Source organism: Desulfosporosinus sp. FKA (assembly GCF_002196785.1).
GTDB classification, from domain to species: Bacteria; Bacillota; Desulfitobacteriia; order Desulfitobacteriales; family Desulfitobacteriaceae; genus Desulfosporosinus; species Desulfosporosinus acididurans.
Window position 1 is genome coordinate 137,807 of the sequence record NZ_NAHZ01000031.1, and the last position, 25,864, is coordinate 163,670.

Below are 25,864 nucleotides of genomic sequence, written 5' to 3' on the forward strand. Positions count from 1 at the left end.
TCAACAAAGTAGCATCCCCTATGCTATAATATTTGTAAAATAGAATAAAAATGAGTTAATGGCATGTTATTTGGAAAAAAAGGATTCGGCTACCAATTAATTTGGTTTCACTAATTAAAATAGGTACATATTAAGGAGGAAAAAAATGAGCAAGAAAACAAAAAAGAAATTGCTCAACGGTTGTCTGGCAGCGGCAGTTGCCTTGTCAACGACGTTAACCCCATTGGCTGCCTATGCAGCAACTTCCAATGTTTCCAGTAGTGCGGTGACCCGAATTGGTGGTATTGATCAATATGCCACTGCTGCTTTAATCGCTCAGAAGGGCTGGACAGGTACGAGCGATAGCGTCGTTCTGTCCTCTGGAATGAATTATGCCTTAGTTGACGCTCTGGCCGCTGGACCCCTAGCAGCAAAATTGAATGTTCCGATCCTTTTACAAGATAATGGACAAACTCTCAATGCCTCGACCAAAGCCGAATTAGTACGCCTCAAACCCACTAAGGCCTATATTACAAGCGGGACGGCTGTTATTCGGCAATCCGTACTGGATGAACTTAAGGGCATGGGTATAACCCCTGTTCAGCTCGGAGGAAACGACCAATATGAAACCTCCGTCAATATTGCCAAGGAACTAGCTGCTCAAGGAGCAGATATTTCCCAGGTTATGCTGGCAGCCGGCTGGTTAAATCCGGCGGACGCCTTGTCTGCGGCACCGATCGCGGCCGCCCAGGGAATTCCGATTTTAACTACAACAAAGAATCAGCTGCCTGATTCTGTAAAGGCTTATCTGGACAGTATCAAAGCAAACGTGACTGATTCTTATGTAGTTGGCGGCACAGCGGTTGTTTCAGATACAGTTAAAGATCAATTACCCGGAACCGTCACCCGTTATGCCGGGCAGACGAAATATGATACGAATGCCCAAATCTTAGAGGGAATGGCTCAAGACTACAAAAATAAAACGGTTTATGTTGCTAATGGTGAAACCTTAGTTGACGCTCTCGCCGGTGTGCCCTTAGCTGCCGAGAATGGCTCGCCCATCGTATTAGTGAATCAGAACCTCTCCTCGTCCACCGAAGCCTTTGTTAAATCCAAAATGTCCACAACGGATATGGTCGCTCTGGGCGGAGAAGTTGTTGTTCCCAGTCAAGAAATGAATAGTCTGACCTCAGCAGCGATGTATAACGATGACAGTGCTGTCTTAGGTTCAACAGATGGGGCTAACCCAATGGAAATGAAGGATAATGTTTATCTGACCGGAAATAACACCTCCTTAAGTAATGCAACCTTAGATTACAGTGTTTATCTCAAGGGTGATAATATTTCTCTGAACAATGTAACCGTTAAGGGAACCGTATTTGTCGATCCCGGTGATAGCGGCTCAGCAACGATAGACGGTGTAACGGCGGACAATATTGTCGTTCTTTCCGGGGCTGCGAATAGTATTCATGTCAACAATACCGAAGCAAATCTTCTGACTGTCGACAGCAGCAGCAATGTTCATCTTGATGCCACGGGAAGCACAACGATCAAAAATACAGTCGTACGTTCCGCTGCTATTGTGGATTCCGATGGCGGTTCTTTAGGAAATGTTTCAATAGCTGGTGTTCCGGGACAGACACCGACAGTCGAGCTGAAAGGATCCTTTACCCAGCCCGTCGAAGTTGAGGGAAGCGCATCGGTTAAGGCTGCAGCGGGTTCGAGTGTTTCTCAAATCGTCCTTGATCCGAAATCCGCTGCTGCGCAAGTAACCTTAAACGGAACCTTTGCAGCGGTCAATGTTAAAGCACGTGCCAACGTTGTTTTAGGAGATAATTCCCTTATTTCCAACCTGACGACTGATGCCCAAGCGAATATTCAAATTCCTCCCACGGCAACTGTCAACAGTCTAACCGATGTTGGAAATAACGGTACTTTGGTCAGCGGCGGCGGCCGTGTTAACGGACAGACAACATCGACCACTCCTGCCGCTCCGCCCAGTACAACAACCGGGGGAAGCGGCGGAGGTGCTGTTATCGGCGGCAGTACCGGATCTACCGGCAGCACGGGATCTACGGGGACCACCACGCCAACTTTAGCTTTGAGTTCAGTCACGGCTCAATTGGATAACGGCTCCAATATCACCCAAACCGGACAAACCTCTTTTGCCTTTGATTTAAGCGGAATCGCTGACAGTGTACGATTAAGCGGTTTGCAAGTTAGTTCCAATGGTACGAGTCCTTCTCTGACAATCAATTCAATCAGCGGGCGGGGAGTCAGCAATTGGTTAAGCAAGCCTCTCACCGTTCCCTTGACTAATGGTTCCGTTTCGGCGGCTGCGCTTTTAGGAAGTTTAGAGTCCAACCAAAATGGAATTTCCTTAGGAACCTTGCGGATGGTTTTCGGCAACGATACCATAACACTCCAAGGAAATTTGCAAGAAACAAACTATATTAGCAGCCCGGCAGTGACAGTTACCATTAATTTAGGTTCTTCAAGCACTTCTGTAACCAGTATTTCCAACCAATGGATGACCGTCACGAAAACAAACCCTACAACCGTTGAAATCGCTGTAAAATCTGGACAAGAGAATGCTACCTTAGGCGACATGAGCAGCGGCAGCAGCTTTGATTTCGCCAATGTCGTTTCGGCTATATTACTAGGTGATGTCAATTACACCAGTAATGGCTTAACTGCCACGGAATTGCAGCAGAATATCCTCAACAACGTTCCAGGGTATGTTTTTGACAATATTCCTCTTTCCAAGCTGATGGGGAAATCCATTAGTTTTGGTTCGAATCCTACCTATACCGTATCCTTTGCAGCTAACCCGGTTTAACAATGCGTAACCTCTTGTAGGATTGTCTGCTTCGGTTTTATGATGATTACAATGAAACAGCTCCATCTCGCTGATTAAGGAAGGAGCTGTTTTCATTTGTTAAATACTGCTGTATTTGCAGGGAAAAGTAATTTATTCACTAGCGAAATATATCGAAAAGGATAATATCCTGTCCGGATGATTCAAATTTTAGAGTAATGACCTGGAGGTACTCATGGAAGACGAAATCGAATTAAGGCAGTACTGGGAAATACTTCGCAAACGTTGGCTGATTGTGGTCATACTGCCTTTGATCGCAGCGTTGGTAAGCGGAGTCGTCAGCTTTTTTGTCATCAGGCCGGTCTATGAAGCCGCAACGACGATGATTGTTGGCCAGAAAGCTTCAGATGAAGGAAAAGCGGCTGATCAAATGCTGGATTACAATGTTATTTTAGCAGACCAACAATTGGCGAAAACTTATGCCTCCATTGCTCAAAGTCGCACGGTTGAACAAAACGTCATTAATGATTTGAATCTGCCGCTTACGGTTGAACAACTGGACAAAATGGTTTCCATTAAGCCTGTAAACACAACGGAAATCCTGGAAATCCAGATTGACAATACCGACCCCAAGCTTGCCGCTTCGATAGCCAATACCATGGCCTCGGAATTTTCTCAAGCCGTAATTAATATCAAAAAGGTTGATAGTGTCAGTATCGTTGATAAAGCAGTCACTCCCGACAAACCGGTTAAACCAAACAAAAAGCTGAATATCCTGATTGCTTTTGTGGTGGGGTTGATGGCAGCTGTGGGACTGGCCTTTTTGCTTGAATATATGGATAACAGCGTTAAAACATCTGAGGATCTGGAGAAACTTTTGGATATTCCGGTCCTTGGAGTCATCCCCAATTATCAGATGGGAAAATAGAGAAAGGAGGATATTACCATTGGCTTATTCATTAATTACCGTCGAAGAAGCGAAATCGCCCATCTCCGAAGCCTTTCGCACACTGCGTACGAATGTTCAGTTTACCGGCGTTGATAGTGAAAACCGAAGAATCATGATTACCAGTGCAGGTCCGAGAGAGGGTAAATCCTCCACCTTGGCCAATTTAGCGGTGAGTATTGCGCAAACAGGGAAGTCGGTACTTGTCATTGATGCTGACTTACGTAATCCAACTCAGCATAAGCTCTTCAGATTGGATAATAGGGAAGGTTTATCTATTGCTCTTGTTCTCGATCAAGACTATCGGAGTTTCATCAGTGAAACAGAAGTTCAAGGTCTGCAGGTCCTGACGGGAGGCCCCGTTCCGCCCAATCCTGCTGAGTTGGTGGGCTCGAAGCGGATGAAGCGTTTAATGGAGGAAGCCGGTAAGCAATTTGATATTGTACTCATCGATACCCCCCCGGTTGTTGCGGTTACCGATGCAGCGATCCTTGCCCAGGAGGTTGACGGGGTCATCCTCGTTCTGGCTGCAGGTGAAGTCAACAAGGAATTTGCCCAGCGGGCCAAAGAACAGCTCGATAAAGTCAACGCCAAAATCTTGGGTGCAGTTCTTAATAAAGTGGAGATCAAAGCCAGTGACTATCAGTACTACTACTATTACCACAGTTCCGAAGATACTAAGAAGAAGCACAAACGTCAGAAAGCTCTTTAAATAATGATCGACCTCCTTTCTTATATTAGAAGGAAGTCGATCATTTTTGTTCTTTATTCGTCAGAAAGCATAACCTTTGGATGTAAACATTGTTCTAGATAAGTGCACAAACTTGTCGCTACAGTTCCGCATATCCGGAAATGACTTCTTGTTGGGCCTTCTTGCCCATTTCCCGGGCTGCATACAAATTCGAGGGATTAAACGTGGAAATTCCATTGAGGACGACGTTCATCGATTGTTTGGCTAAACTTATGCCTGCTAAAAACCTCTGGTAGGTGGCATTTAGCTTTTCATCCTGGGGCGGGTTGGCCTGAACAAACGATTCTGCCGCAGAAAAGGCCGCCTGAGATTGCAGAATGCTGGACCGATAGGCAGCGAGTGAAAGACGTCTGCTCTCTAAAGATAAGGTCTCATTTTTAACGTTCTGCATCGTGCCCAGGGTCTGTTGATAGGTGTTTTTCATGAATTGCTTGTAATCTTGAGGACTTGAGGCGGAGGATGGGGACTGAGGAGTGCTGGAATTCGCAGATCCGGAAGAAGCTTGAGACGGCTCTGAATTATTAGAGGTGCTCTGGCCGGCAAGACCAGGATTGAGTGGGGAGCCTGATGAAATCCCTTGGCTTCCGGGTGCTTGAGTGTTCGTTGATCTGGGACTTTGATTCGAAGCTTGAGCGAGTTTCTGGGCGTCTGCTTCATACTGATTCGCCAACTGAAGCCCGCTGTGAACTTGCCAGGCGGCATAGCCGCCACCGACGATAACTAAGATTCCTAAGATAGCCAGGATACGGCGAGGCCTGAATTTGAACATGAATTCCTCTCCTTAGGGACCTTTTTTAGTGCATTGTATCATCTCTTGAAGAAATAAAGAATAAGCTGCGTCTTGGCAATAATTAGCAGGGAAATTTTGAAGGGAAAACCTAAATTCTAACGAATTATTAAGAAACTGTTTAGATCTTAAGAGTTATTTAGGAGCGTTTCAGATGATTGATACTCATAGTCACATTCTTCCCGGATTAGATGACGGTTCTAAGACGATGGAAGAATCATTGGACATCCTGCGCCAGCTGCAAAAGGCCGGGTTTGAGACCATCCTGGCAACTCCCCATGTCTTGGAAGGGAAGGATTTCTTAAGCCCTGAAGAAATCCTGACAGCTGCCGAAGAAGTGCGTCGGGCGGCTTCGAAAGCCGGGATTAGCGCAGAGATCATACCGGGTTCTGAGAATTATATTTTCCCGGACATGGCCAAGTGGCTGCGGGAGGGGAAACTCCTAACTTTGGGGAATACGGGAAAGTATCTGCTCGTCGAACTTCCCATGCTGGAGATACCCCACTATGCTGACCAGGTTTTCTTCGAACTTCAGGTCGAAGGAGTCACACCGATCCTGGCGCATCCTGAGAGATATCTAGGATTATTCCAAGAAGCGGAGCGAGCGCTTGAGTGGGTTAAAAAGGGAGTCCTCTTCCAGCTGGATTACAGAAGCGTTACAGGAAGATACGGCTCGAAGCCCAAGCAGCTTGCGGAAAGAATGCTGAGCAGCGGGATAATCCACTTTCTGGGTTCCGATGCCCATAGGGTGTCCAGCAGCGATTTCATTGACCGGGAGGCTCTTCAGTACATAAGGCAGCTTGTCGGAAAAGAAGAGTTTCGGAAAATGACCGTTATAAATCCACGCAGGATGATAGAGGGAGAGACGATACCGAGCGGCGGGGATTTTTCCCTGAAGGAAATGCCGGGGAAACGTGAGAAAAGGAAGCATAGATTTTGGGATTGGCTTAGAGGTTAGGAAGTGAATATCACTAAGGGACCGTAGACTCATGCGGTGAGTCTGCGGTCCCTTTCCCGTTTAACCAGAAACTATAATTTTGCCGTTACCTTTTGAATCAAAAATAGCTTAGTACTCTTTATATGAGAAGATCGTAAGCATTTTTCCTGATTTAGGATAGAGATGGGTTGCCATAGGGAGGAAAAGTTTGTGTTGAGAGAACACGGGGCAATTTTAGATGACATTTCCCAGTTCGTCGATTTAGTTATTTTGGGACTAGGCTTCTATTCTAGTGTCGAGCTATATCGTTATAAACATGACTTAGCCGGAAGGGTATGGGATCAATACTTTCTTATATTTCTCGTCTATATCTTTTGCTGGATTATTAGTGCAAATGTATATCGTATCTATCAATCCAGACGGTTTATGACCACGTTTTTTGAGGCAAAGCAACTTATTAAAGCTCATTTATTAACCTTTGCGATAACTATTGCTTTGGTAACACTATACGAACCCACATTGATTCATAACCGTTTTGTATTTTACTTTGAAGCGATGGCCTTGTGTTTAACGTTGGGTTTTCATTTAATGGTTCGTTTGGTTTTGCAAGCATGGCGTGCAGTGGGGCGAAATATTCGTTATGTCTTAATTCTAGGCAGCGGTGCAGCAGCTCACACTTATCTGCAGAAAGTAAATTCTAACCCTCAGCTGGGATATAAAATTGTCGGCTATTTGGCACCTGAAAGGAACGGCTTAGAAGTGCCTTATTTAGGAGATTACTCAAATCTTGAAGCAGTGATTAGCACGAAAATCGTCGATATCACGGTAATAACAGCCCCGTTATCGGATGAAAGAGTTAAGGTTTGTGTGGATTTACTCAGTGAAATGGGCAAAACGGTGACAGTCCTTCTTGATGATTTGGTAGCTAAGGTTACGCGAAGCCGACCCGTCGATTTCGATGGATTGGCGATGGTCGCATACGACGGAAGTCCCAGGCGTCCTTGGCATGAATTAGCCAAGAGGATATTCGATATTGTTCTTACAGGCACTGGCCTTATCGTTATTAGTCCTATTCTCTTGATAATTGCGTCTGCTATAAAGCTGACATCTGAGGGTTCCGTGATATTTGCTCAGGATCGTGTGGGTGTCAATGGGCGGATGTTTAAAATGTACAAGTTTCGATCGATGGTTGTTAATGCTGAGGAACTAAAGGCGAAGTTAGCTCATTTAAATGAGATGAGCGGACCGGTCTTTAAGATTACGAATGATCCAAGGGTAACAGCGGTGGGAAGATTTTTAAGGAAAACGAGTTTGGATGAACTGCCGCAGTTGTGGAATGTATTAATAGGCGACATGAGTCTTGTGGGGCCAAGGCCACCGTTGCCGAATGAGGTTAATATGTATGATCCGAAGCATCGGAAGCGGTTAGCAGTGAAGCCGGGGATTACCTGTATATGGCAGATTAGTGGTCGTAATGAAGTGGACTTTGAAGAGTGGATGGCAATGGATGCCGAGTATGTGGAGCGCTGGTCTTTGTGGATGGATATTGAGATATTAGCGAAGACGGTTCCAGTGGTGTTGATGAGGAAGGGTGCAAGTTAAAAAACATAGCATTGATTCTAAAACCAAATGAAACATTACTTATGAAATGAGTGTTAAGGAGAATCAAGATATGAAAGGTATAGTGCTAGCCGGGGGCTCCGGTACCAGACTTTATCCATTAACGATGGTCACTTCTAAACAGTTGTTGCCAATCTACGACAAGCCTATGATTTACTATCCCTTAAGCGTATTAATGGATGCAGGTATAAGGGACATTCTAATTATTAGTACTCCTGCCGATACTCCTAGATTTGAAGCACTTATGGGCAATGGTCATCAGTTTGGAGTGAGCCTTTCTTATGCGGTGCAGCCAAGCCCTGATGGTTTAGCACAGGCTTTTATTATCGGTGAGAAATTTATTGAAGATGATAGTGTGGCTATGGTGCTTGGTGACAATATCTTTGTCGGTCATGGTTTTAAGGCTCGTCTTATAAGTGCTGCGGAAAATGCTAAAAACAAGATCGCTACAATTTTTGGATACTATGTAGATGATCCGGAACGTTTTGGTATTGTAGAGTTTGATAAGAATGGGAAAGCAATTTCTATTGAAGAGAAACCGAAAATACCCAAATCAAATTATTGTGTTACAGGCCTTTATTTTTACGATAATCGTGTAGTTGAGTATGCCAAAAGTTTAACTCCTTCAGCTCGTGGTGAGCTTGAGATTACTGACATTAACCGTATGTATCTTAAAAATGGAGAGTTAAATGTGGAATTACTCGGACAAGGCTTTACTTGGCTCGATGCTGGTACACATGAAAGCCTTGTAGAGGCAACAAATTTTGTTAAGACTGTAGAGACACATCAGCATCGTAAAATCGCTTGCCTTGAGGAGATTGGATATCTTAATGGGTGGATTGATAAAGAACAGTTAATCAAAGCAATTCAACCTCTTAGTAAAAACCAATATGGCGAGTACTTGATGGATGTTCTGACTGGAAAATATATTGAGAAAAATCCTCAACTGCGATTAGTAGCCGACGGTTAAATTAGGAGATTGGTTCAGCTCATTTTTATTAGGAGAAAAAGTTATGAACATCATAGTGACTGGTGGAGCCGGATTCATAGGTTCTAATTTTATTTATTACGAATTAGAGGAGCATCCAGAGGATAGAATTATCTGCCTAGATAATCTTACCTACGCAGGAAACCTCTCAACTCTTGAAATGGCTATGAAAGCTTCGGATTTTAGGTTCGTGAAAGCCGACATTGCCAATAGAGAAGCTGTCTACAAACTCTTTGAAGAAGAGCATCCGGACATTGTTGTCAACTTTGCAGCAGAGAGTCATGTGGATAGAAGTATAAAAGACCCTTCCATCTTCTTACAGACAAATATTATTGGTACGGGAGTTTTAATGGACGCTTGCCGAAAATACGGCATTGAGCGTTATCATCAAGTTTCGACTGACGAAGTATACGGTGACCTTCCCTTAGATCGGAAAGATCTATTCTTTACTGAGAATACTCCGATTCATGCAAGCAGCCCATATAGTTCAAGTAAGGCAGGAGCGGATTTATTGGTTCTTGCTTACTATAGAACATTTGAGCTGCCCGTATCAATTACACGTTGTTCCAACAACTATGGGCCCTATCACTTTCCGGAGAAGTTAATACCCCTGATGATTAGCCGTGCTTTAGCCAATCGGCCTCTTCCTGTGTATGGTAAGGGCGAAAACGTAAGGGATTGGCTATATGTGAAAGATCATTGCAAAGCAATAGACTTAGTTATAAGAAAAGGTCGTTCGGGTGAAGTCTACAATATCGGCGGTCATAATGAAAGAACAAATCTTGAGGTTGTAAAGACGATTCTTCGTGTATTGGGAAAACCAGATAACCTTATTTCATATGTAACTGACCGTCCTGGTCACGATATGAGGTATGCAATCGACCCTGCTAAAATCCATAGTGAGTTAGGATGGATGCCGGAAACTAAGTTTGAAGATGGTATTAAAACAACCATCCAATGGTATTTGGACAATAGGAAGTGGTGGGAAGGCATCCTTACTGGTGAATACACTTAATATTTTGAGAAGTTGTATGGTAAGAGATTGAATTCTGAGAAGTAATAACAGTATTTAATTGTTTATTTAGTTTTTGAGACCCCCATTTTATAAGCGGGGGGTGTTGGTCCTTCGTTAACTTCAGGTGAGTAGAGTCCCAATCTGAAGCCCCGATGTTCAGCTTAAGCTGAACGAGTTCACTTTAGAGTCTATATAGAGGAGCAGAATATCTAATGAAGGTATTAGTTACAGGATCTAATGGACAGCTTGGATACGATGTTGTTAATGAACTTGAGAAACGGGGGCATACAGCAATTGGTGTTGGTATTCAGGAGATGGATATAACCGAGAATAAGTCTGTTAGCGAAGTAATCACAAAAGCTAACCCGGATGCAGTAATTCATTGTGCTGCTTGGACAGCGGTGGATGCAGCAGAGGACAATGTGGAGAAGTGTCGACTTGTAAATACGACAGGTACGGAGAATATCGCTGGAGTGTGTAAAGTACTGGGTATTAAGATGATGTACATCTCTACAGATTATGTTTTTGATGGGCAGGGCACAAGACCTTGGTCACCGGATGACGAACGAAATCCTCTTAATGTGTATGGTCAGAGCAAATACGAAGGAGAGCTTGCAGTAGAAAACAACCTTTCTAAATACTACATTGTTCGTATAGCGTGGGTATTTGGAGTTAATGGCAATAACTTCGTTAAAACGATGTTGAAACTTGGCAAAACTCACGACCATCTTACAGTTGTAAATGACCAGATAGGTTCTCCCACTTATACGTATGACCTGGCTCGACTTCTTATTGATATGGTTGAGACAGAAAAGTACGGACGTTATCATGCCACAAATGAAGGATTCTGTTCTTGGTATGATTTTGCCTGTGAAATATTTAGAAAGGCAGCGGAGATTAATCCTATTTACAAGGACATTTTGATTGATCCGGTTGATAGCAGTGCTTATCCAGTGAGGGCAAAAAGACCTTCTAACAGCCGAATGAGTAAAGAGAAGTTATCTGATAACGGTTTCAAGAGAATGCCTTCATGGCAGGATGCTTTGAGCCGTTATCTCAAAGAAACACAGTTTTAATAGGAGTATTGATATGGGGCAGATTAAGGTAAGCACTTGTCCAATTGAAGGACTTTATGTAATTGAACCCGCCATTCATGAAGATAGCAGAGGTTACTTTATGGAAACTTATAATCAGAAGGACATGCATGAGGCGGGGTTTGATATGGTATTTGTTCAGGATAATCAATCAATGTCTGTTAAAGGGGTATTGCGTGGACTTCATTATCAGAAGCAGTTTCCTCAGGGGAAATTAGTTCGTGTTATTAGGGGTTCTGTGTTTGATGTTGCTGTTGATTTGCGAATTGACTCTGAGACCTATGGCAAGTGGTATGGTGTGGAACTGAGCTCGGAAAACAAGAAGCAGTTCTATATTAGCGAGGGTTTTGCTCATGGATTTCTAGTTCTTTCTGGTGAGGCGGAATTTTGCTATAAAGTAACGGACTATTATCATCCTGGAGATGAGGGGGGACTGGCCTGGAATGATCCGGACATTGGGATTGAATGGCCGATACCTGAGGGCACAGAACTAATAATGAGTGAAAAGGATCAGAATTGGCCTTGTTTTACGAATGTATTTTAATTAGGGGTTAATGCAAGTGAATAATAACAAACAACATGTTTTTATTATCGGTTCCAAAGGAATTCCGGCTAGATATGGTGGATTTGAATCTTTTGTAGAAAAGCTTACTTTTTATCAAAAATCTCCGGATATTCAGTATCATGTTTCATGTGTTGTGGAAAAAGGAGAATATGAGTCAAGACAGCGTACGTTTACTCACAATGGAGCAATATGCTTCAATATTAGGGCACTCAATATTGGACCAGCTAAAGCGATTTTTTATGATATTGATGCTTTAAAATATTGTATTAAATATATCAAGTCCAATCAGATTCAGCATGCAACAATTTATATATTAGCATGTCGTATTGGTCCTTTTATTAGTTATTATAAGAAACAGCTTGAGAAACTTGGAGCGCATTTGTATGTGAATCCAGATGGTCATGAGTGGAAAAGAGCGAAATGGAGTGCGCCAGTTAGACTTTATTGGAAGCAATCGGAGAAAATGATGGTTAAGTATGCAGAACTCTTAATCTGCGATAGTAAAAATATTGAGAACTATATAAAAGAAGACTACAAGAAAAATTACCCCAAAACAACTTTTATTGCTTACGGTTCAGAAACAAATAAATCAAGATTGGCGGATCATGATCCGAAAGTTACCGATTGGTATCACGAAAAAGATGTAAAACCAAAAGGATACTATTTGGTTGTAGGTAGATTTGTACCCGAAAATAATTATGAGACCATGATTAAAGAATTCACAAAGTCTAAGGCAAAGAAGGATTTGGTAATAATTACCGGATGTAAAGGGGTTCCATATTACGATAAATTGAAAGATGAAACTAGCTTTGATCAGGATAAAAGAATTAAATTTGTTGGTACTGTTTATGACCAAGAACTGTTAAAGAAAATTCGAGAAAACGCCTATGGGTACCTTCATGGCCATGAAGTCGGTGGCACTAATCCGAGTCTTCTTGAAGCTCTAGGAAGTACGGATTTGAATTTGTTGTTGGACGTTGGGTTTAATCGTGAAGTCGGAGAAGATGCGGCATTGTATTGGAATAAGCTAGATGGGGATTTGGCCGGACTGATTAATAGAGTGGACCAGATGGGCGGAGAAGAGATTGAAGAGCTTGGTAGGAAAGCAAAAAAACGGATAAGGGATGCTTATAGCTGGAGAAATATTGTTGAGGAGTATGAGAGGTTGTTCCTTACTGTTTAACACATTCGTAACCTAATAAAGAAGGATTAACATAATTATGAAAAATGATTTAACAATTGCCGTGGCAGGAACCGGATACGTGGGGTTGTCTATTGCGACTCTCCTATCTCAGCATCATAAAGTATATGCTGTGGATATCATTCCAGAAAAGGTTGAGCGGATTAATAAAAAACTGTCTCCAATTCAGGATGATTATATAGAAAAATATCTGGCTGAAAAAGAATTGAATCTGACTGCAACGCTGGATGCTGAGTTGGCTTATAGTAATGCAGATTTTGTCGTGATTGCAGCACCGACCAACTATGACAGCGAGAAGAATTTCTTTGACACGAGCGCGGTAGAAGATGTGATCAAACTGGTCATGGAATATAACACGAATGCTATTATGGTCATCAAGAGTACTGTCCCAGTAGGTTTCACTGCTTCTATTCGTGAGAAAACAGGTTCTAAAAATATTATCTTCAGTCCTGAATTCTTACGGGAGTCAAAGGCTCTTTATGACAATCTGTATCCGAGCCGTATCATAGTTGGTACGGACATGGAGGATAAACGTCTGTTTGAAGCTGCTGGCACATTTGCAGACCTGCTGCAAGAGGGTGCTCTCAAGGAGAACATTGAGACACTGATTATGGGATTTACCGAGGCAGAGGCTGTGAAACTTTTTGCTAACACATATCTAGCTTTAAGAGTTTCTTTTTTCAACGAACTGGATACATACGCTGAGATGAAAGGACTGGATACTCAACAGATTATTAATGGTGTATGTCTTGATTCGAGAATAGGATCTCATTATAACAATCCGAGCTTTGGTTATGGTGGATATTGTCTTCCGAAAGACACAAAGCAACTTTTAGCTAATTATTCAGATGTGCCTGAGAACTTGATTGAAGCCATTGTGGAAAGCAACAGAACTAGAAAAGACTTCATTGCCGACAGAGTACTTAAAATGGCTGGATATTACGGATATGAGGAAGATAACCAGTATAGTAAGAGCAAGGAAAAACCTGTTACAGTTGGCGTTTATAGACTGACAATGAAGAGTAACTCTGACAATTTCCGTCAGAGTAGTATCCAGGGTGTAATGAAAAGAATTAAGGCCAAAGGAGCTACGGTGATTATATATGAACCTACGCTTAAGATTGGTGAGACCTTCTTCGGATCGTTAGTGATTAATGATTTGGATGTGTTCAAAAAGAAGTCGGATGCGATTATTGCTAATAGGTATGATAGCTGTTTGGATGATGTAGTTGAGAAGGTTTATTCAAGAGATATTTTCAGAAGAGATTAGGGTTCTTCGTAAACATTAAGCTTTTACATGTAAAGAAAAGTCCCCATCTGAAGCCCCGATGTTCAGCTTTAGCTGAACGAGTTCACTGAAATATGTATGTGGAGGATGCTGTGAAAATTCTACATTATTTCTTAGGGTTTCCGCCATATAGGACGGGTGGTCTTACTAAATATGCCTTTGATTTGATGCAGGCACAGGCGGAACAGGACAACACAGTCATGGCGTTGTGGCCTGGACAGATGGGAATTCTGTCAAAGCAGACTAAGATTAAGAAAAGAAATAGTGTGAATGGCATTGAAAATTATGAACTCATTAATCCTCTTCCGGTTTCATTAGATGAAGGTATCACAGCGTTTGATGAGTATATGAAACCGTGTAATTCAGAAGTCTATCAGAATTTTTTGAAGAACGCTAAACCAGAAGTGATTCACCTCCACACACTAATGGGGCTGCATAAAGTATTCTTTGAAGTTACAAAGCAACTTAATATAAGGACTGTGTTTACCACACATGACTATTATGGATTGTGCCCTAAAGTTACTCTGTTTCGTTATGGTGTCCCTTGTAAGAACGATCATGGCTGCAAGGATTGTATTCCGTGTAATTACTCCGCATTATCCATTAAGAAGATTCGTATAATGCAGTCACCATTGTACAGGTATTTGAAGAATTCCGCATTAGTTAAACAGTTACGTAAACAGCACCGGGGAGACTTCTTCTCAAATGATATTATCCCTGAAATGCCTGTGTCAGAAACCGAAGTGAAGGTATTGGCAAATCGATATAAAAAACTGAGAGAATACAATATTGGAATGCTGACCAATGTGGATTTGATCCATTTTAATTCAACGGTTACAGAGTCTGTTTATCATAGATATTTTACTCCTAAGGCGGGTAAAGTGATGACGATTGCTCATAAAAATATTGTTGATAATCGGAAGGTAAATAATTGGAAACCTAAGCAAACATTAAGGATAACTTGCCTGGCTTCTGCAAAGCCGTTTAAAGGCTTTACCGTCCTTAAAAACACGTTGGACAACTTGTGGAATTTAGGCAAACATGATTTTGAATTAAAGATGTATAGCCCGGTTAAGAATCCTTCTCCTTATATGAAAGTTCAAGAAGAAGGGTTCCAATATAGTGATTTGGGTAATATCTTAGCTGAAACCGATGTGCTGATTGCACCAAGTGTGTGGTATGAGACCTTTGGTTTCACGGTACTTGAAGCCATAAGCTATGGAGTTCCGGTAATTGTAAGTAATCATGTCGGAGCTCAGGACATCGTGGGAGATGGTGGCATTGTGGTTGAAGCTGGTTCAGAAGAATCGCTGAAAGAAGCAATTTTAATGCTGACTCCAAATAAGTTACTGGATCTGAGAACTAATATTCAGGAAAAGGTTGAAATTAAAACCTGGCGGCAGTTTTTGAATGAAAATTATGCTTTATATGAGGGATAGAGAATGGGAATAGTTGATACTTTGCTTAAGATAGCAGGTAAAAACAATTTTGAAATAGATGAAAGAATTGGCACGGAATACATTATTCGTCTTTGCTGGAGATATGGATGGATGATTATAAGAGGAAAAATCCTCTCGATTGGTCATTCAGGTATATCAGGAGATATTTTTGTCGGGCGAAAGGTAAAGCTCTATGAAAAGAAACGCTTGAAAATTGGAAGCAAGACCAAGATACATGATGGTGTCAAGATTGATGCGCTGTCCACAGAGAATGTATGTATTGGAGACCATGTGGTTATTGGGCATGATACAGTGATTGAATGCACTGGTGGGTTACAGAATGTAGGTAAAGGTGTGAAGATTGGAAATAGAACAACATTTGGTAGTGATTGTTTTTTCGGTGCAGCCGGTGGAATTGAGATTGGCGAAGATGTGGTGGCTGGTCAGTTTATCCGTTTCCATTCAGAAAACCATAACTATGATGATTTAAATGCTTTGATTAAAGATCAAGGTGTAACCCATGAAGGGATCAAGATTGGAAATAACTGCTGGATAGGAGCGGGAGTCGTGTTCCTGGATGGAGCGGAGCTCGGAGATGGATGTGTTGTGGCTGCAAATGCAGTGGTAACAAAGAAGTTTAGGGAAAATGTTGTTATCGGTGGGGTGCCTGCGAAAGTGTTAAAGATGCGGGGAGAAAAATGATGAAGCGAATACTTTATGTTAGAAGTGGTCCTTATCAGGTTGATGCCAACGCATATAATTTGCAGGAACTTGGATTGGCGTCTGCATTATATAGGTATGGTTATCAGTGTGACGTGATGTATTACCACAAAAAGAAAGATTATGATCAGGAAATAGAAAAGAATGGATCAACTATAAAAGTTCTCTGGCGGCACGGAATTCGTTTATTGAGAAGTGGAGTTTATCCACAAATCTTGAAGAAAGAATTTTTGAAACAATATGATTATGTGATCTGTTCTGAGTATAGTCAGATAATGTCTGTATTGTTGTGTAAGAATTTTGATAAGACGTACATCTATAACGGTCCCTATTACAATATGTTTAAAATTCCATTTATAGAGCCTATCTATGACAGATTTTTTGGCAATTACATCAATAAAATGGCCAAGAAAATATTTAGTAAAACTGAAATGGCCAAAGACTATATTGCCAAAAAGGGGATTAAAAACACGATTGTTACAGGAGTTGGATTAGATATTGAAAAGTTTGAAAAGGAAACGGTTATTAAGCCGTTAACAAAAGAATTGCTTTCTAAAATGGAAGGACACCGAAACTTCCTATATATAGGCAGCATTATAAAACGTAAGAACGTTGAGTTGCTCATTAAAGCCTTCGCAGCTCTTAAGAAAAATACCGGAACCGAAGATGTTCAGTTAGTTCTGGTAGGTAAAGGCGATAAGTCTTATACAGAATATTGTCATTCTCTTATCCCAGAAGAATTACAGAGAACGGTTGTTTGGTGTGACTTTATTGAAAATGCACAGACAAAATTTGTTTACCAAGCAACGACGGCATTTCTGCTTCCTTCAATTCAGGAGATTTTTGGTATGGTTTTGCTGGAAGCAATGTATTTTTCCGCACCTGTTATTTCCAGTCATAGCGCAGGTGCAGGGACACTAATAAAGAGTGGCCAGAATGGAATAATCGTCGAGGAATTTGACGAGAATAAGTGGTGTTCAGCTATGATGAAGATTTTGATTCAACCTGAGAAAGCAAAAGCATTAGGAGAGAGTGCCGGAGAATCCATTCGGAATGAGTTTATGTGGGATGGTATAGCGCAGAAAATGATTGACTGCATTGAAGTCAAACCATGATGACCATTGTAGCGGAGGCGAACATGAGAGTTTGTTTTGTTATTTTGCATTATCTTACAGATGAAGACACGATTGAATGCATAAATTCAATTAATAAACTGACTACTGAAGAAGTAGAATTAATAATTATAGATAATTTTTCCAACAATGGCAGCATTGAGAAAGTAGTGGCTTCTACCGCGCATATGAAAAATTGTCATATTATATATAATCAAAAGAATTTAGGATTTGCGCAAGGAAATAATATTGGATATGAGTATGTGCGGCGAAACTTTCCATCTTCATTTGTCGTGGTAATTAATAATGACACAGTAATAAAACAAAGGGATTTTATAAAAGCATTAAGACGTTCTTATAATAGTAATCCTTTTCATGTCTTGGGACCAGATATTATCTCATTGATTGATGGTGGACATCAAAATCCTATGGAAAAACTCCTTACTAAAAAGGATATCTCAAGAGAAATTTATCGTTATTCGGCTTTGTTACTTTTATCGCGAATTGGCTTATATGATTTTATAAAAAAGCTTCATAGTAAAGAAATCCTGACGGGAAAAATTAATATGAGCAAAGGTTCTTACGAAGTAATTCATCATAAGGCACTTCATGGTTCATGTTTAATCTTTTCACCAAAATTTGTTGATCAAGTAGAGCAAGCATTTCTTCCGGACACATTCCTTTACATGGAGGAGATGATTCTTGCAAAATTTTGTATTACAAATGGCATGCGAATGATTTATGATCCTTCGTTGGAGATTTATCATAAAGAGGATTCATCCACAAATATGCAGGTCAGTTCAGCTAAAGCAAAACGCGAATTTATATTTAAGAATTTGATTAAGTCAGGAAAAGTATATAAACGACTGTTCAAAAAAGCAGAGAGGATTTTGGTATGAATATAGTTTTATTTGTAATATTTGTGCTATGTATCATATTCACACCGAAAAAATATAAAAAGATTACGAATCCTGTTTTTACATTTACATTTATGTGGGCAATGATCATGGAAATGGCGAGGGAACAGGTGTATGGTCTTTATAGTTATTCCCCGGAAGTAATGCAGATTATTGTAATTGGGATAGTTTTTTTTGTTCTGGGATATGTAATTGCCTACCTAATGAGGAAATATACGTTTAAATTCAAGCGGAAAGAGCATAGAGAAATAACATATCGTTTGAGATATAATCTGCTCTATATATTGGCTATAATTTGTATGATTTATTACCTGAGGTATTTTATGCAATCTATACTCTTAATTTTGCAAGGAAATAATTTAGAGGTGATTAGGCGACTGGTTCAGGATGAAACAAGTTCATCTCCGTTAAATGATTTAATAATTAACTTTGTTATATTACCTAGTGCAACTGCGTTAGAAGTTTTAGCGGTAAGCGATTTTTGGTTGGGTAAAAGGGACAAAAAGCTTTTTATAATGTCTATTATTATTATCATAATGAGAATTATCTCTGATGCAGGAAGAACTCCAATGGTAGATTTTTCAATATATATGATTATCGGATTTTTACTTACACATAATAGAAAAAACGAAAAAACACAGAAAAAACGATGGACGGATTTAAAGGATAGGAGATTAGCCAGAAAATACGGAACACTTGGAGTTATTATATTGTTTATTATGTCGATTTCCAGAACGAGTAGTACCTTATTGAGACAGGTATATTTTTATTATGCTATGTCACCAGTAATGTTTACGACTTGGAAAGAACAGGTAGATGCTAAGGGCTTGATAACATATGGTATCACATCCTTGAACGGATATTTTTTCAGTGTAGTTTATTTACTTAAAAATATGTTCCATCTTTCTTATCCGGATTTGCTAAAAACTTCCTACGACATGATTGCTCTGACTGATAGTTCATGGTCGGCAATAGCACAAGGCAATATTAGAGCCAATGCTTATGTATCTGCATTTTGGTTTTTCTATACAGATGGTAGAATAATTGGTGTTGCCTTAGGTATGTTTATATATGGATTGATAGTTTCACGTGCTTTCTTCAAAGCAGTAAACAAATTAGATTTGAAAAAAATCTCAATATATCTGATCTTGTATCAAGGTATATTCTTTTCATTTATAAGATTTCCATTTGCGAAACCATATTATGCGCTTGGTGTGTTGATCATTCTATTGATTGCTTTTAAGCCGGTAATAATTCGTAAAAGTTTGCTTAACGACACTGGAAGGTAATAATTGTGCGGAGGTAATGATGTTTAAAATTGAAAATACTACGATTGTGTACGTTGCGTGTCCTACATACAATAAAACGGGTGGAACTGAATTGGCCCACCAATTAGTATATGAACTGAAGCAGCAGGGAGTGGACGCAAGAATTACCTATTATGATTACAATGGCGGCGAGAAAGTGATTAATCCAGCTTTTAGAATTTATGTTGATTCTTTTGAAGAGCTGAAGAATGTAATTGATTCAGAAAAGAATATCTTTATTACGCCTGAAATTAAGATTTCTCTGTTAGCTAAATATAACCACATTCAAAAATGCGTGTGGTGGATGAGCGTAGATAATTTTGTAAAAAATAATGGACTCCGTAATGCCGTTAATTTTTATGGACTAAATAAAGCTGTTAAACTTCTTATAAATAAACGCATTAGTTTAATAGAAAAGAAAATAGTTGATCATGTTGTCCATTTTTATCAAAGTGAATATGCACGCCAATTTTTATTGTCCCATGGGGTGACCAAATCTTATAGATTATCGGACTATATTAACCAATCTTATTTGACCGATGATGACAGTGATAATGCAATTGAAAGAGAGGGTAATGTACTGTACAACCCTAAAAAGGGAATTGAATTCACGAATAAGTTAATGGTCCAATCCCCGAATTTCAACTGGATTCCAATTCAAAACATGACTACTGATGAAGTTCGAGAACTCCTTAGGCGAAGCAAAGTATACATTGATTTTGGAAATCATCCTGGAAAAGACCGCTTTCCACGTGAGGCTGCAATCTCAGGATGCTGTGTTATTACCGGAAAGAGAGGAAGCTCTGCTTATTATCAAGATATTCCAATTAGTGATGAGTTCAAATTTGATGATTCGGATGTTAATGTAAAACCGATAGTTGAAAAGATTCGGGAGTGTTTGATGAATTATGACGAAGAATTTAAAAAGTTTGAAGAGTACAGGCATTTAATACGTGGAGAGTACGAACTGTTTAAAAAGGATGTAGCAACTATAATAAAATAGAAAGAATATGTATTGTAATGAACGGAAATAAATCTTTAGCAAAAAATTCAGTTTATAATGTTGTGTATAAATTGCTCAATGTTCTTTTTCCGCTGCTAACAGCAACATATGTCGCTAGAGTATTGTTGGCGGCAGGAGTTGGAAAGGTATCGTACGCGCAAAATATAGTGGCTTATTTTACTGCCATTGCAGCTTTAGGTATACCGAATTATGGAACAAAAGAAATTGCTATGGTGCGTGAGAATAAGAACAAGATTAATAAATTATTCACTGAATTATTTTTAATTAATTTTATATCAACTTTAGTCTGTACAATTGCATACTACACTATGATTTTTTCAGTGAACTATTTTCAGGAGAACATTCAGCTCTATATAGTTGTCGGATTTGCTATAATTCTTAATGTTATTAATGTTGACTGGTTTTATCAAGGCATAGAAGAGTATGCCTATATTGCATTAAGAAGTTTTGGAGTAAAACTCGTTTCACTTTTTTGTATCTTTATGTTTATTAGAACGCCAGAAGACATTTCTATCTATGCGACTATTTACTGTTTGGGAATTGGCGGAAATAATATATTTAACATAATAAATCTAAAAAAACATAACGTAAGATTCTCGATTGCTGCAATTTCGGTCAAGCGTCATTTAAAGCCAATATTCATATTGCTTGCTTCTGTTATGGCGGTAGGGATATATACGATGCTTGATACCACAATGATTGGTATTATGTGTCAGGATACAAATGTCGGTTACTACACTAACGCCATGAGACTTGTGAAAATTCTGATCAGTGTTGTAACAGCCATTGGAGGAGTGCTTCTGCCAAGGCTTAGTTATTACCATTCTCAGGGTATGAATGATGAATGTTCGAAGGTCGTTTCGAAGGTGTTTTCAATCATGTTATTTTTATTCTTGCCTTGTGAGATAGGCTTATTTCTTGTTGCGGGGCAGGTTATGCCTTTGTTATTTGGTGAATCATTTGCTCCGGGGGTAATGACTCTGCGGCTTGCGAGTCTGCTTATAGGCACTCTAGGCTTCAGTAATTTGTTTGGAACTCAAGTCCTGTTAACGTTTGGTGCTGAAAAGAAACTGCTGATAGCTACTATTACAGGAGCAGTTACAAACATAGTGTTAAATCTAATTCTGATTCCAAAGTTAGCTCAGAATGGTGCGGTAATTGCGTCAGTTATCAGCGAGACATTGGTAACAGTAGTGGCAGTCATTTTTTCTAGTAAGTACATTAAGATATATTTGAATAGGAAACTGATAATTTCTCTAATATTAGCTTCCATAGGGCTTGCTACTAGCGTTTTATGTATTCAAAGCGTTGTTTCTAATGTTATTGTTAAGTTGTCACTCTCAGTAGTTATGGGGGCTAGTGTTTATATGCTCATTAATATTGCAACAAAAAATCCAATAATCGGGGATGTGCTTGCGATTGTTAAGAAGAAATGAATATCCGTACTCGATATGTGCGAAGAGAATAGTGTCGAACCAATTAAATACTAATTTATGGTTGCATAAAATAAAAGAAATTATCTCGATTTATGAGATAATTTCTTTTATTTTATGCGCTTAATTATTTATATTGGCGCTTAGTGTAATTTTATAAAGCTTTATAAAGGATAATATGTTATTTTTTGTAAAGGAAATTAAAGGTAAGTGGCGAATTAAAAGTAGGTACATCGAAGTACATTTGTCCTAGTACCGTAGACTCATACGGTTGGGTCTACGGTACTAGTTTTGAGCATACATTTAAATCGTTGACGAAAGATTGTCTTGAAAGGGGATTTAGGATGAGATGGGTTTGATTTAAGTTAATACTATTAATTTCGCGTTAAATAGGACAATCTTTCTATGAGACCAACAAGAAGTGTGATAGCTTACTTGTTTTAAAGTGAAATTCAAATCCGTTTGCTATTAACAGCCCTATAGTTAATCCAGTTGGCCAGTCTTAATAAAAGCGAGCTTAGAAGAGTTTCTGCGCTATTGAACGTTTTTAAGGGGGATATGAGAACTGGGCATGGTATAGGGATTAACTCTGAAAGCCTTTTCTAGCGCTGGTTTGGGCGATATACGGTTAATTAAGAGTTGTCCTAAAACTGATACGGAGACGCAAAATATACAGTAGGTAGCGCAATGGAATTCTGTTTTTTGGCTACTCCTTTTACATTACCAGAGTGACATTAGACCATAGTTTGGTTTTCCAGTTAAATAGGGAATCAAAGAGGATATCGAAAGACAGCATGATTAATTTGTGAAATTCCATGAAAGGAGGTAATTGATTAATGATCAAGAACAAACGCTCAATTGTCCTAATACTTTTCGATATCATCCTTATTAATTTAGCTATGTTTGCTAGCTATTATCTCCGCTTTGACGGAGCGATTCCGATTGAATATAAAACAACTTATATCCAAACAGTGTGTATCGGTACTTTTGTTTATATTGGCGTTTTTATTTTTTTTGGTCTCTATAAAAAACTCTGGCAGTATGCAAGTATTGGGGAGCTTTTATCAGTTGTCTACGCTGTCACGGTAGGAACCGGAATTATTGTTACGATTATCTACTTTAGTGCTCCTATGCGTCTTGCTCATACTGTAGCTGTATTACTCTGGTTTTTAACCATCTTTCTCATTGGAGGTTCACGTTTTGCATGGCGGATTCTCCAGGAGAATCATGTATTTAATTCACCTGAGCCAGGTTCGAAGAGTCGGGTTCTCATTGTTGGGGCAGGGGATGCAGGAGTAATGGTAGCACGGGAATTTAAAAAGCGCTTTTTCCGCGAGGGACGCCCGGTGGGATTTATTGATGACGATTCCCACAAACAACGGTTGGAAGTCCACGGAATACCTGTTTTAGGAAGGTGTCAGGATATCCCGCGAATCGTTAATAATCATAACATTGATCAAATTATTCTCGCTATACCGTCGGCTTCTGGGGATGCCATACGGGAGATTGTTGAGATCTGTGAACAAACGAGTGCCGAGTTAAAGATCATGCCAGGTGTGTTTGATGTTCTGAGTGGAACTGTGGATACGAAAAAGATTCGCAAAGTCCAAGTTGAGGATTTGCTGGGCCGAGAACCGGTAAAAGTAAATCTCGAAGAGGTCTCAGGCTATCTGACAGGCGAGACCGTGGTCGTCACAGGTGCGGGTGGGTCAATCGGTTCGGAAATTTGCCGGCAGATTATTAAATTTAACCCAGCTAAACTAGTGGTTGTCGGACAGGGTGAAAATAATATCTTTGATATTGAACAAGAATTGCGTAGCGAAAATCCGAAACTCAATATTGAAACGGAGATTCTTGATATTAAAGACCAAACTAAAGTAAATCTTGTGTTTAGCCGCCATAAACCCGGTGTTGTTTTTCATGCTGCGGCACATAAGCACGTACCGCTGATGGAAAAAAATCCGGAAGAAGCTTTAAAAAATAACATTGTTGGGACAAGAAATTTAGCGGAAGCTGCAGATGCAGTTAAGGTCAAAACCTTTGTTCTTATTTCCACTGACAAAGCAGTGAATCCTACCAGTATTATGGGTGCTACAAAGCGTGTAGCGGAAATGATTATTCAGAGCATCGACAAACGCTCTACAACCAAGTTTGTGGCCGTGCGTTTTGGTAATGTTTTAGGAAGTCGGGGCAGCGTTATCCCTACGTTTAAGAAGCAAATCGAGAAGGGTGGACCTGTCACAGTCACCCATCCCGATATGGTCCGTTTCTTTATGACGATTCCTGAAGCTGCACAGCTGGTCGTTCAAGCTGGTGCGATTGCTAAGGGTGGAGAAATTTTTATTTTAGATATGGGTCGTCCGGTTAAAATTATGGATTTAGCTAAGGATTTGATTCGACTTTCGGGGTATAAACCGGGTGTGGATATACCGATCCGAATAACGGGAATGCGGCCTGGGGAAAAGCTGTATGAGGAACTTCTTACAGCTGAGGAGGGAACAAGCGCTACCAAACACCAAAGAATTTTCGTTGCCAAGCCTAATACTATTGATGAGGAAAAATTGGAAAAGCTTGTTTATGCAATTCGTGAGAACGGAAGCTTCTTTACGAGGGAACAGGTTGTAGCACATTTGCAGTATATTGTCCCTGAGTTTAGGCGACAAGCGTTGAAGAATGCTGTTGGTTTACAATAACTTGTTTAAGAAGGGATTTTATAGAAAATAGATAAGAGATTTGAGGAGGAATAATAGAAATGGGTGCTATAGTTCACAAGCTACCATTATCAATAGGTAACGGTAGGATTTACCTTTCGTCACCACATATGAGTGATGAAGGGTATGAAGCAGAATATATTAGAGAAGCCTTTGAAACTAACTGGATCGCACCTCTAGGAAAAAATGTTAATGAGTTTGAAAAAGAACTAGCTACTAGAGTTAATACCAAAGCTGCAGCGGCACTAAGTTCTGGGACTGCGGCAATTCATCTAGCTTTAAAGGCGGTTGGAGTTGGTGAAGGTGACCATGACATCGTTTTTTGTCCAACTTTAACTTTCGCTGCTTCGGCAAATCCAATCATCTATCAAAACGCAATACCTGTGTTTATAGATTCTGATGAAGAAACGTGGAATATGTCTCCAGTCGCTTTAGAGAAAGCCTTTCAAAAATATGAAGGCAGAGTAAAGGCCGTTATTATTGTACATCTTTATGGATTATCGGCAGACATTGATAGGATAAAGGTAATCTGCGATAGGTACAATGTTCCGTTAATCGAAGACGCGGCCGAATCATTAGGAACACTGTATAAAGGAAGATACACAGGGACTTTTGGAAAGTATGGTATTTACTCATTTAATGGGAACAAAATTATTACAACTTCAGGCGGCGGGATGCTTGTAGCTAATGAAGAAAGTAATGCCAAAGAACGAATTGAAAAAGTAAAGTTTTGGGCAACACAATCCAGGGATCCTGCCCGATGGTACCAACACAGTGAAATTGGCTATAACTATCGCATGTCAAATATTGTTGCTGGTATCGGCAGAGGGCAACTGAAAGTATTAAATAAGAGGATAGCTAAGAAACGAAAGATATTTGAGTATTATTTGCGTGAGTTGGGAGAGCTAGAGGGCGTTAAGATGATGCCCGTTAATGAGTGGAATGCCCCCAACCATTGGTTAAGTTGTATCACATTAAACGGTTATATAAGACCTTTTGATGTCATAGAGGCGCTTGAGGCGGAGAATATCGAGTCTAGACCTGTCTGGAAGCCGATGCATATGCAGCCGTTCTTTGATATGTATGATTATTTTGGTGATGGAGTTGCCGAGAAGTTATTTGAAAATGGGGTTTGCTTACCGAGCGATACAAAGATGACTGAAGAGGATTTGGCTAGGGTAGTAGGTATTATAAAGGGATTGTGGAGATAGG

At 40.0% G+C, this 25,864-nt stretch carries 21 protein-coding genes; 20 read left to right on the top strand and 1 reads right to left on the bottom strand.

What is annotated here, in order from left to right:
* Nucleotides 1-145: 145 nt before the first annotated feature.
* From B5771_RS15745 to B5771_RS15755, 3 genes are all read left to right on the top strand, one after another.
* Entirely contained in the window at nt 146-2,818 is a 2,673-nt protein-coding gene (locus B5771_RS15745) for a cell wall-binding repeat-containing protein (protein ID WP_088188388.1), read from the top strand.
* A gap of 214 nt (nt 2,819-3,032) precedes the next feature.
* Nucleotides 3,033-3,725, top strand: coding sequence for a Wzz/FepE/Etk N-terminal domain-containing protein (locus B5771_RS15750; protein ID WP_088188389.1), 693 nt, complete (start codon nt 3,033-3,035; stop codon nt 3,723-3,725).
* Nucleotides 3,726-3,744: 19 nt separating this feature from the next.
* Nucleotides 3,745-4,455 (top strand): CpsD/CapB family tyrosine-protein kinase, encoded by a 711-nt coding sequence (locus B5771_RS15755; RefSeq protein ID WP_088188390.1) that lies wholly within the window; start codon nt 3,745-3,747, stop codon nt 4,453-4,455.
* 118 nt (nt 4,456-4,573) lie between these two features.
* Here B5771_RS15755 and B5771_RS15760 read toward each other — a convergent pair whose 3' ends face one another.
* Nucleotides 4,574-5,263: a hypothetical protein gene (locus tag B5771_RS15760; RefSeq protein ID WP_088188391.1), complete on the bottom strand. Its 690-nt coding sequence runs from the start codon at nt 5,261-5,263 to the stop codon at nt 4,574-4,576.
* A 172-nt stretch (nt 5,264-5,435) separates the two neighbouring features.
* On the opposite strand from B5771_RS15760, the gene B5771_RS15765 reads away from it, so the two are divergent.
* The 17 genes from B5771_RS15765 to B5771_RS15845 all read left to right on the top strand — a co-directional run bounded on the left by B5771_RS15765 (nt 5,436) and on the right by B5771_RS15845 (nt 25,863).
* A complete protein-coding gene (locus tag B5771_RS15765; RefSeq protein WP_088188392.1) occupies nt 5,436-6,239 on the top strand; it encodes a CpsB/CapC family capsule biosynthesis tyrosine phosphatase in 804 nt (267 codons plus the stop codon).
* A 189-nt stretch (nt 6,240-6,428) separates the two neighbouring features.
* Nucleotides 6,429-7,820 (top strand): sugar transferase, encoded by a 1,392-nt coding sequence (locus B5771_RS15770; protein ID WP_088188393.1) that lies wholly within the window; start codon nt 6,429-6,431, stop codon nt 7,818-7,820.
* Nucleotides 7,821-7,890: 70 nt separating this feature from the next.
* Complete coding sequence (gene rfbA, locus B5771_RS15775; protein WP_088188394.1) at nt 7,891-8,808, top strand: glucose-1-phosphate thymidylyltransferase RfbA; 918 nt, start codon at nt 7,891-7,893, stop codon at nt 8,806-8,808.
* 43 nt (nt 8,809-8,851) lie between these two features.
* Nucleotides 8,852-9,841 carry a dTDP-glucose 4,6-dehydratase gene (rfbB, locus tag B5771_RS15780; RefSeq protein WP_088188395.1) on the top strand — a complete coding sequence of 330 codons (990 nt, stop codon included), beginning with the start codon at nt 8,852-8,854 and terminating at the stop codon, nt 9,839-9,841.
* Nucleotides 9,842-10,053: 212 nt separating this feature from the next.
* A complete protein-coding gene (gene rfbD / locus B5771_RS15785; RefSeq protein ID WP_088188396.1) occupies nt 10,054-10,917 on the top strand; it encodes a dTDP-4-dehydrorhamnose reductase in 864 nt (287 codons plus the stop codon).
* Nucleotides 10,918-10,930: 13 nt separating this feature from the next.
* On the top strand, nt 10,931-11,479 hold the full coding sequence (rfbC, locus tag B5771_RS15790; RefSeq protein WP_088188397.1) for a dTDP-4-dehydrorhamnose 3,5-epimerase: 549 nt from the start codon (nt 10,931-10,933) through the stop codon (nt 11,477-11,479).
* Between the two features lie 10 nt (nt 11,480-11,489).
* Entirely contained in the window at nt 11,490-12,683 is a 1,194-nt protein-coding gene (locus B5771_RS15795) for a DUF1972 domain-containing protein (RefSeq protein ID WP_088188398.1), read from the top strand.
* Between the two features lie 37 nt (nt 12,684-12,720).
* On the top strand, nt 12,721-13,971 hold the full coding sequence (locus tag B5771_RS15800; RefSeq protein WP_088188399.1) for a nucleotide sugar dehydrogenase: 1,251 nt from the start codon (nt 12,721-12,723) through the stop codon (nt 13,969-13,971).
* A gap of 110 nt (nt 13,972-14,081) precedes the next feature.
* Nucleotides 14,082-15,428 carry a glycosyltransferase gene (locus tag B5771_RS15805; protein WP_172408289.1) on the top strand — a complete coding sequence of 449 codons (1,347 nt, stop codon included), beginning with the start codon at nt 14,082-14,084 and terminating at the stop codon, nt 15,426-15,428.
* Between the two features lie 3 nt (nt 15,429-15,431).
* Nucleotides 15,432-16,130 (top strand): DapH/DapD/GlmU-related protein, encoded by a 699-nt coding sequence (locus B5771_RS15810; RefSeq protein WP_088188401.1) that lies wholly within the window; start codon nt 15,432-15,434, stop codon nt 16,128-16,130.
* Nucleotides 16,130-17,263 carry a glycosyltransferase family 4 protein gene (locus tag B5771_RS15815; RefSeq protein WP_088188402.1) on the top strand — a complete coding sequence of 378 codons (1,134 nt, stop codon included), beginning with the start codon at nt 16,130-16,132 and terminating at the stop codon, nt 17,261-17,263. Before B5771_RS15810 ends, B5771_RS15815 begins: the two co-directional genes overlap by 1 nt.
* A 23-nt stretch (nt 17,264-17,286) precedes the next feature.
* The gene (locus tag B5771_RS15820; RefSeq protein ID WP_172408290.1) at nt 17,287-18,159 is read left to right on the top strand and encodes a glycosyltransferase; all 873 of its coding nucleotides are present in this window, start codon (nt 17,287-17,289) and stop codon (nt 18,157-18,159) included.
* Nucleotides 18,156-19,466 carry an O-antigen polymerase gene (locus B5771_RS15825; RefSeq protein ID WP_088188404.1) on the top strand — a complete coding sequence of 437 codons (1,311 nt, stop codon included), beginning with the start codon at nt 18,156-18,158 and terminating at the stop codon, nt 19,464-19,466. The genes B5771_RS15820 and B5771_RS15825 overlap by 4 nt, the downstream gene beginning before the upstream one ends.
* Nucleotides 19,467-19,485: 19 nt before the next feature.
* Entirely contained in the window at nt 19,486-20,487 is a 1,002-nt protein-coding gene (locus B5771_RS15830) for a hypothetical protein (RefSeq protein ID WP_088188405.1), read from the top strand.
* 17 nt (nt 20,488-20,504) lie between these two features.
* Nucleotides 20,505-21,944 (top strand): flippase, encoded by a 1,440-nt coding sequence (locus B5771_RS15835; RefSeq protein ID WP_088188406.1) that lies wholly within the window; start codon nt 20,505-20,507, stop codon nt 21,942-21,944.
* A gap of 833 nt (nt 21,945-22,777) precedes the next feature.
* The gene (locus tag B5771_RS15840) at nt 22,778-24,634 is read left to right on the top strand and encodes a nucleoside-diphosphate sugar epimerase/dehydratase (protein ID WP_088188407.1); all 1,857 of its coding nucleotides are present in this window, start codon (nt 22,778-22,780) and stop codon (nt 24,632-24,634) included.
* A 59-nt stretch (nt 24,635-24,693) separates the two neighbouring features.
* Entirely contained in the window at nt 24,694-25,863 is a 1,170-nt protein-coding gene (locus B5771_RS15845) for a DegT/DnrJ/EryC1/StrS family aminotransferase (protein ID WP_088188408.1), read from the top strand.
* Nucleotide 25,864: the final 1 nt, after the last annotated feature.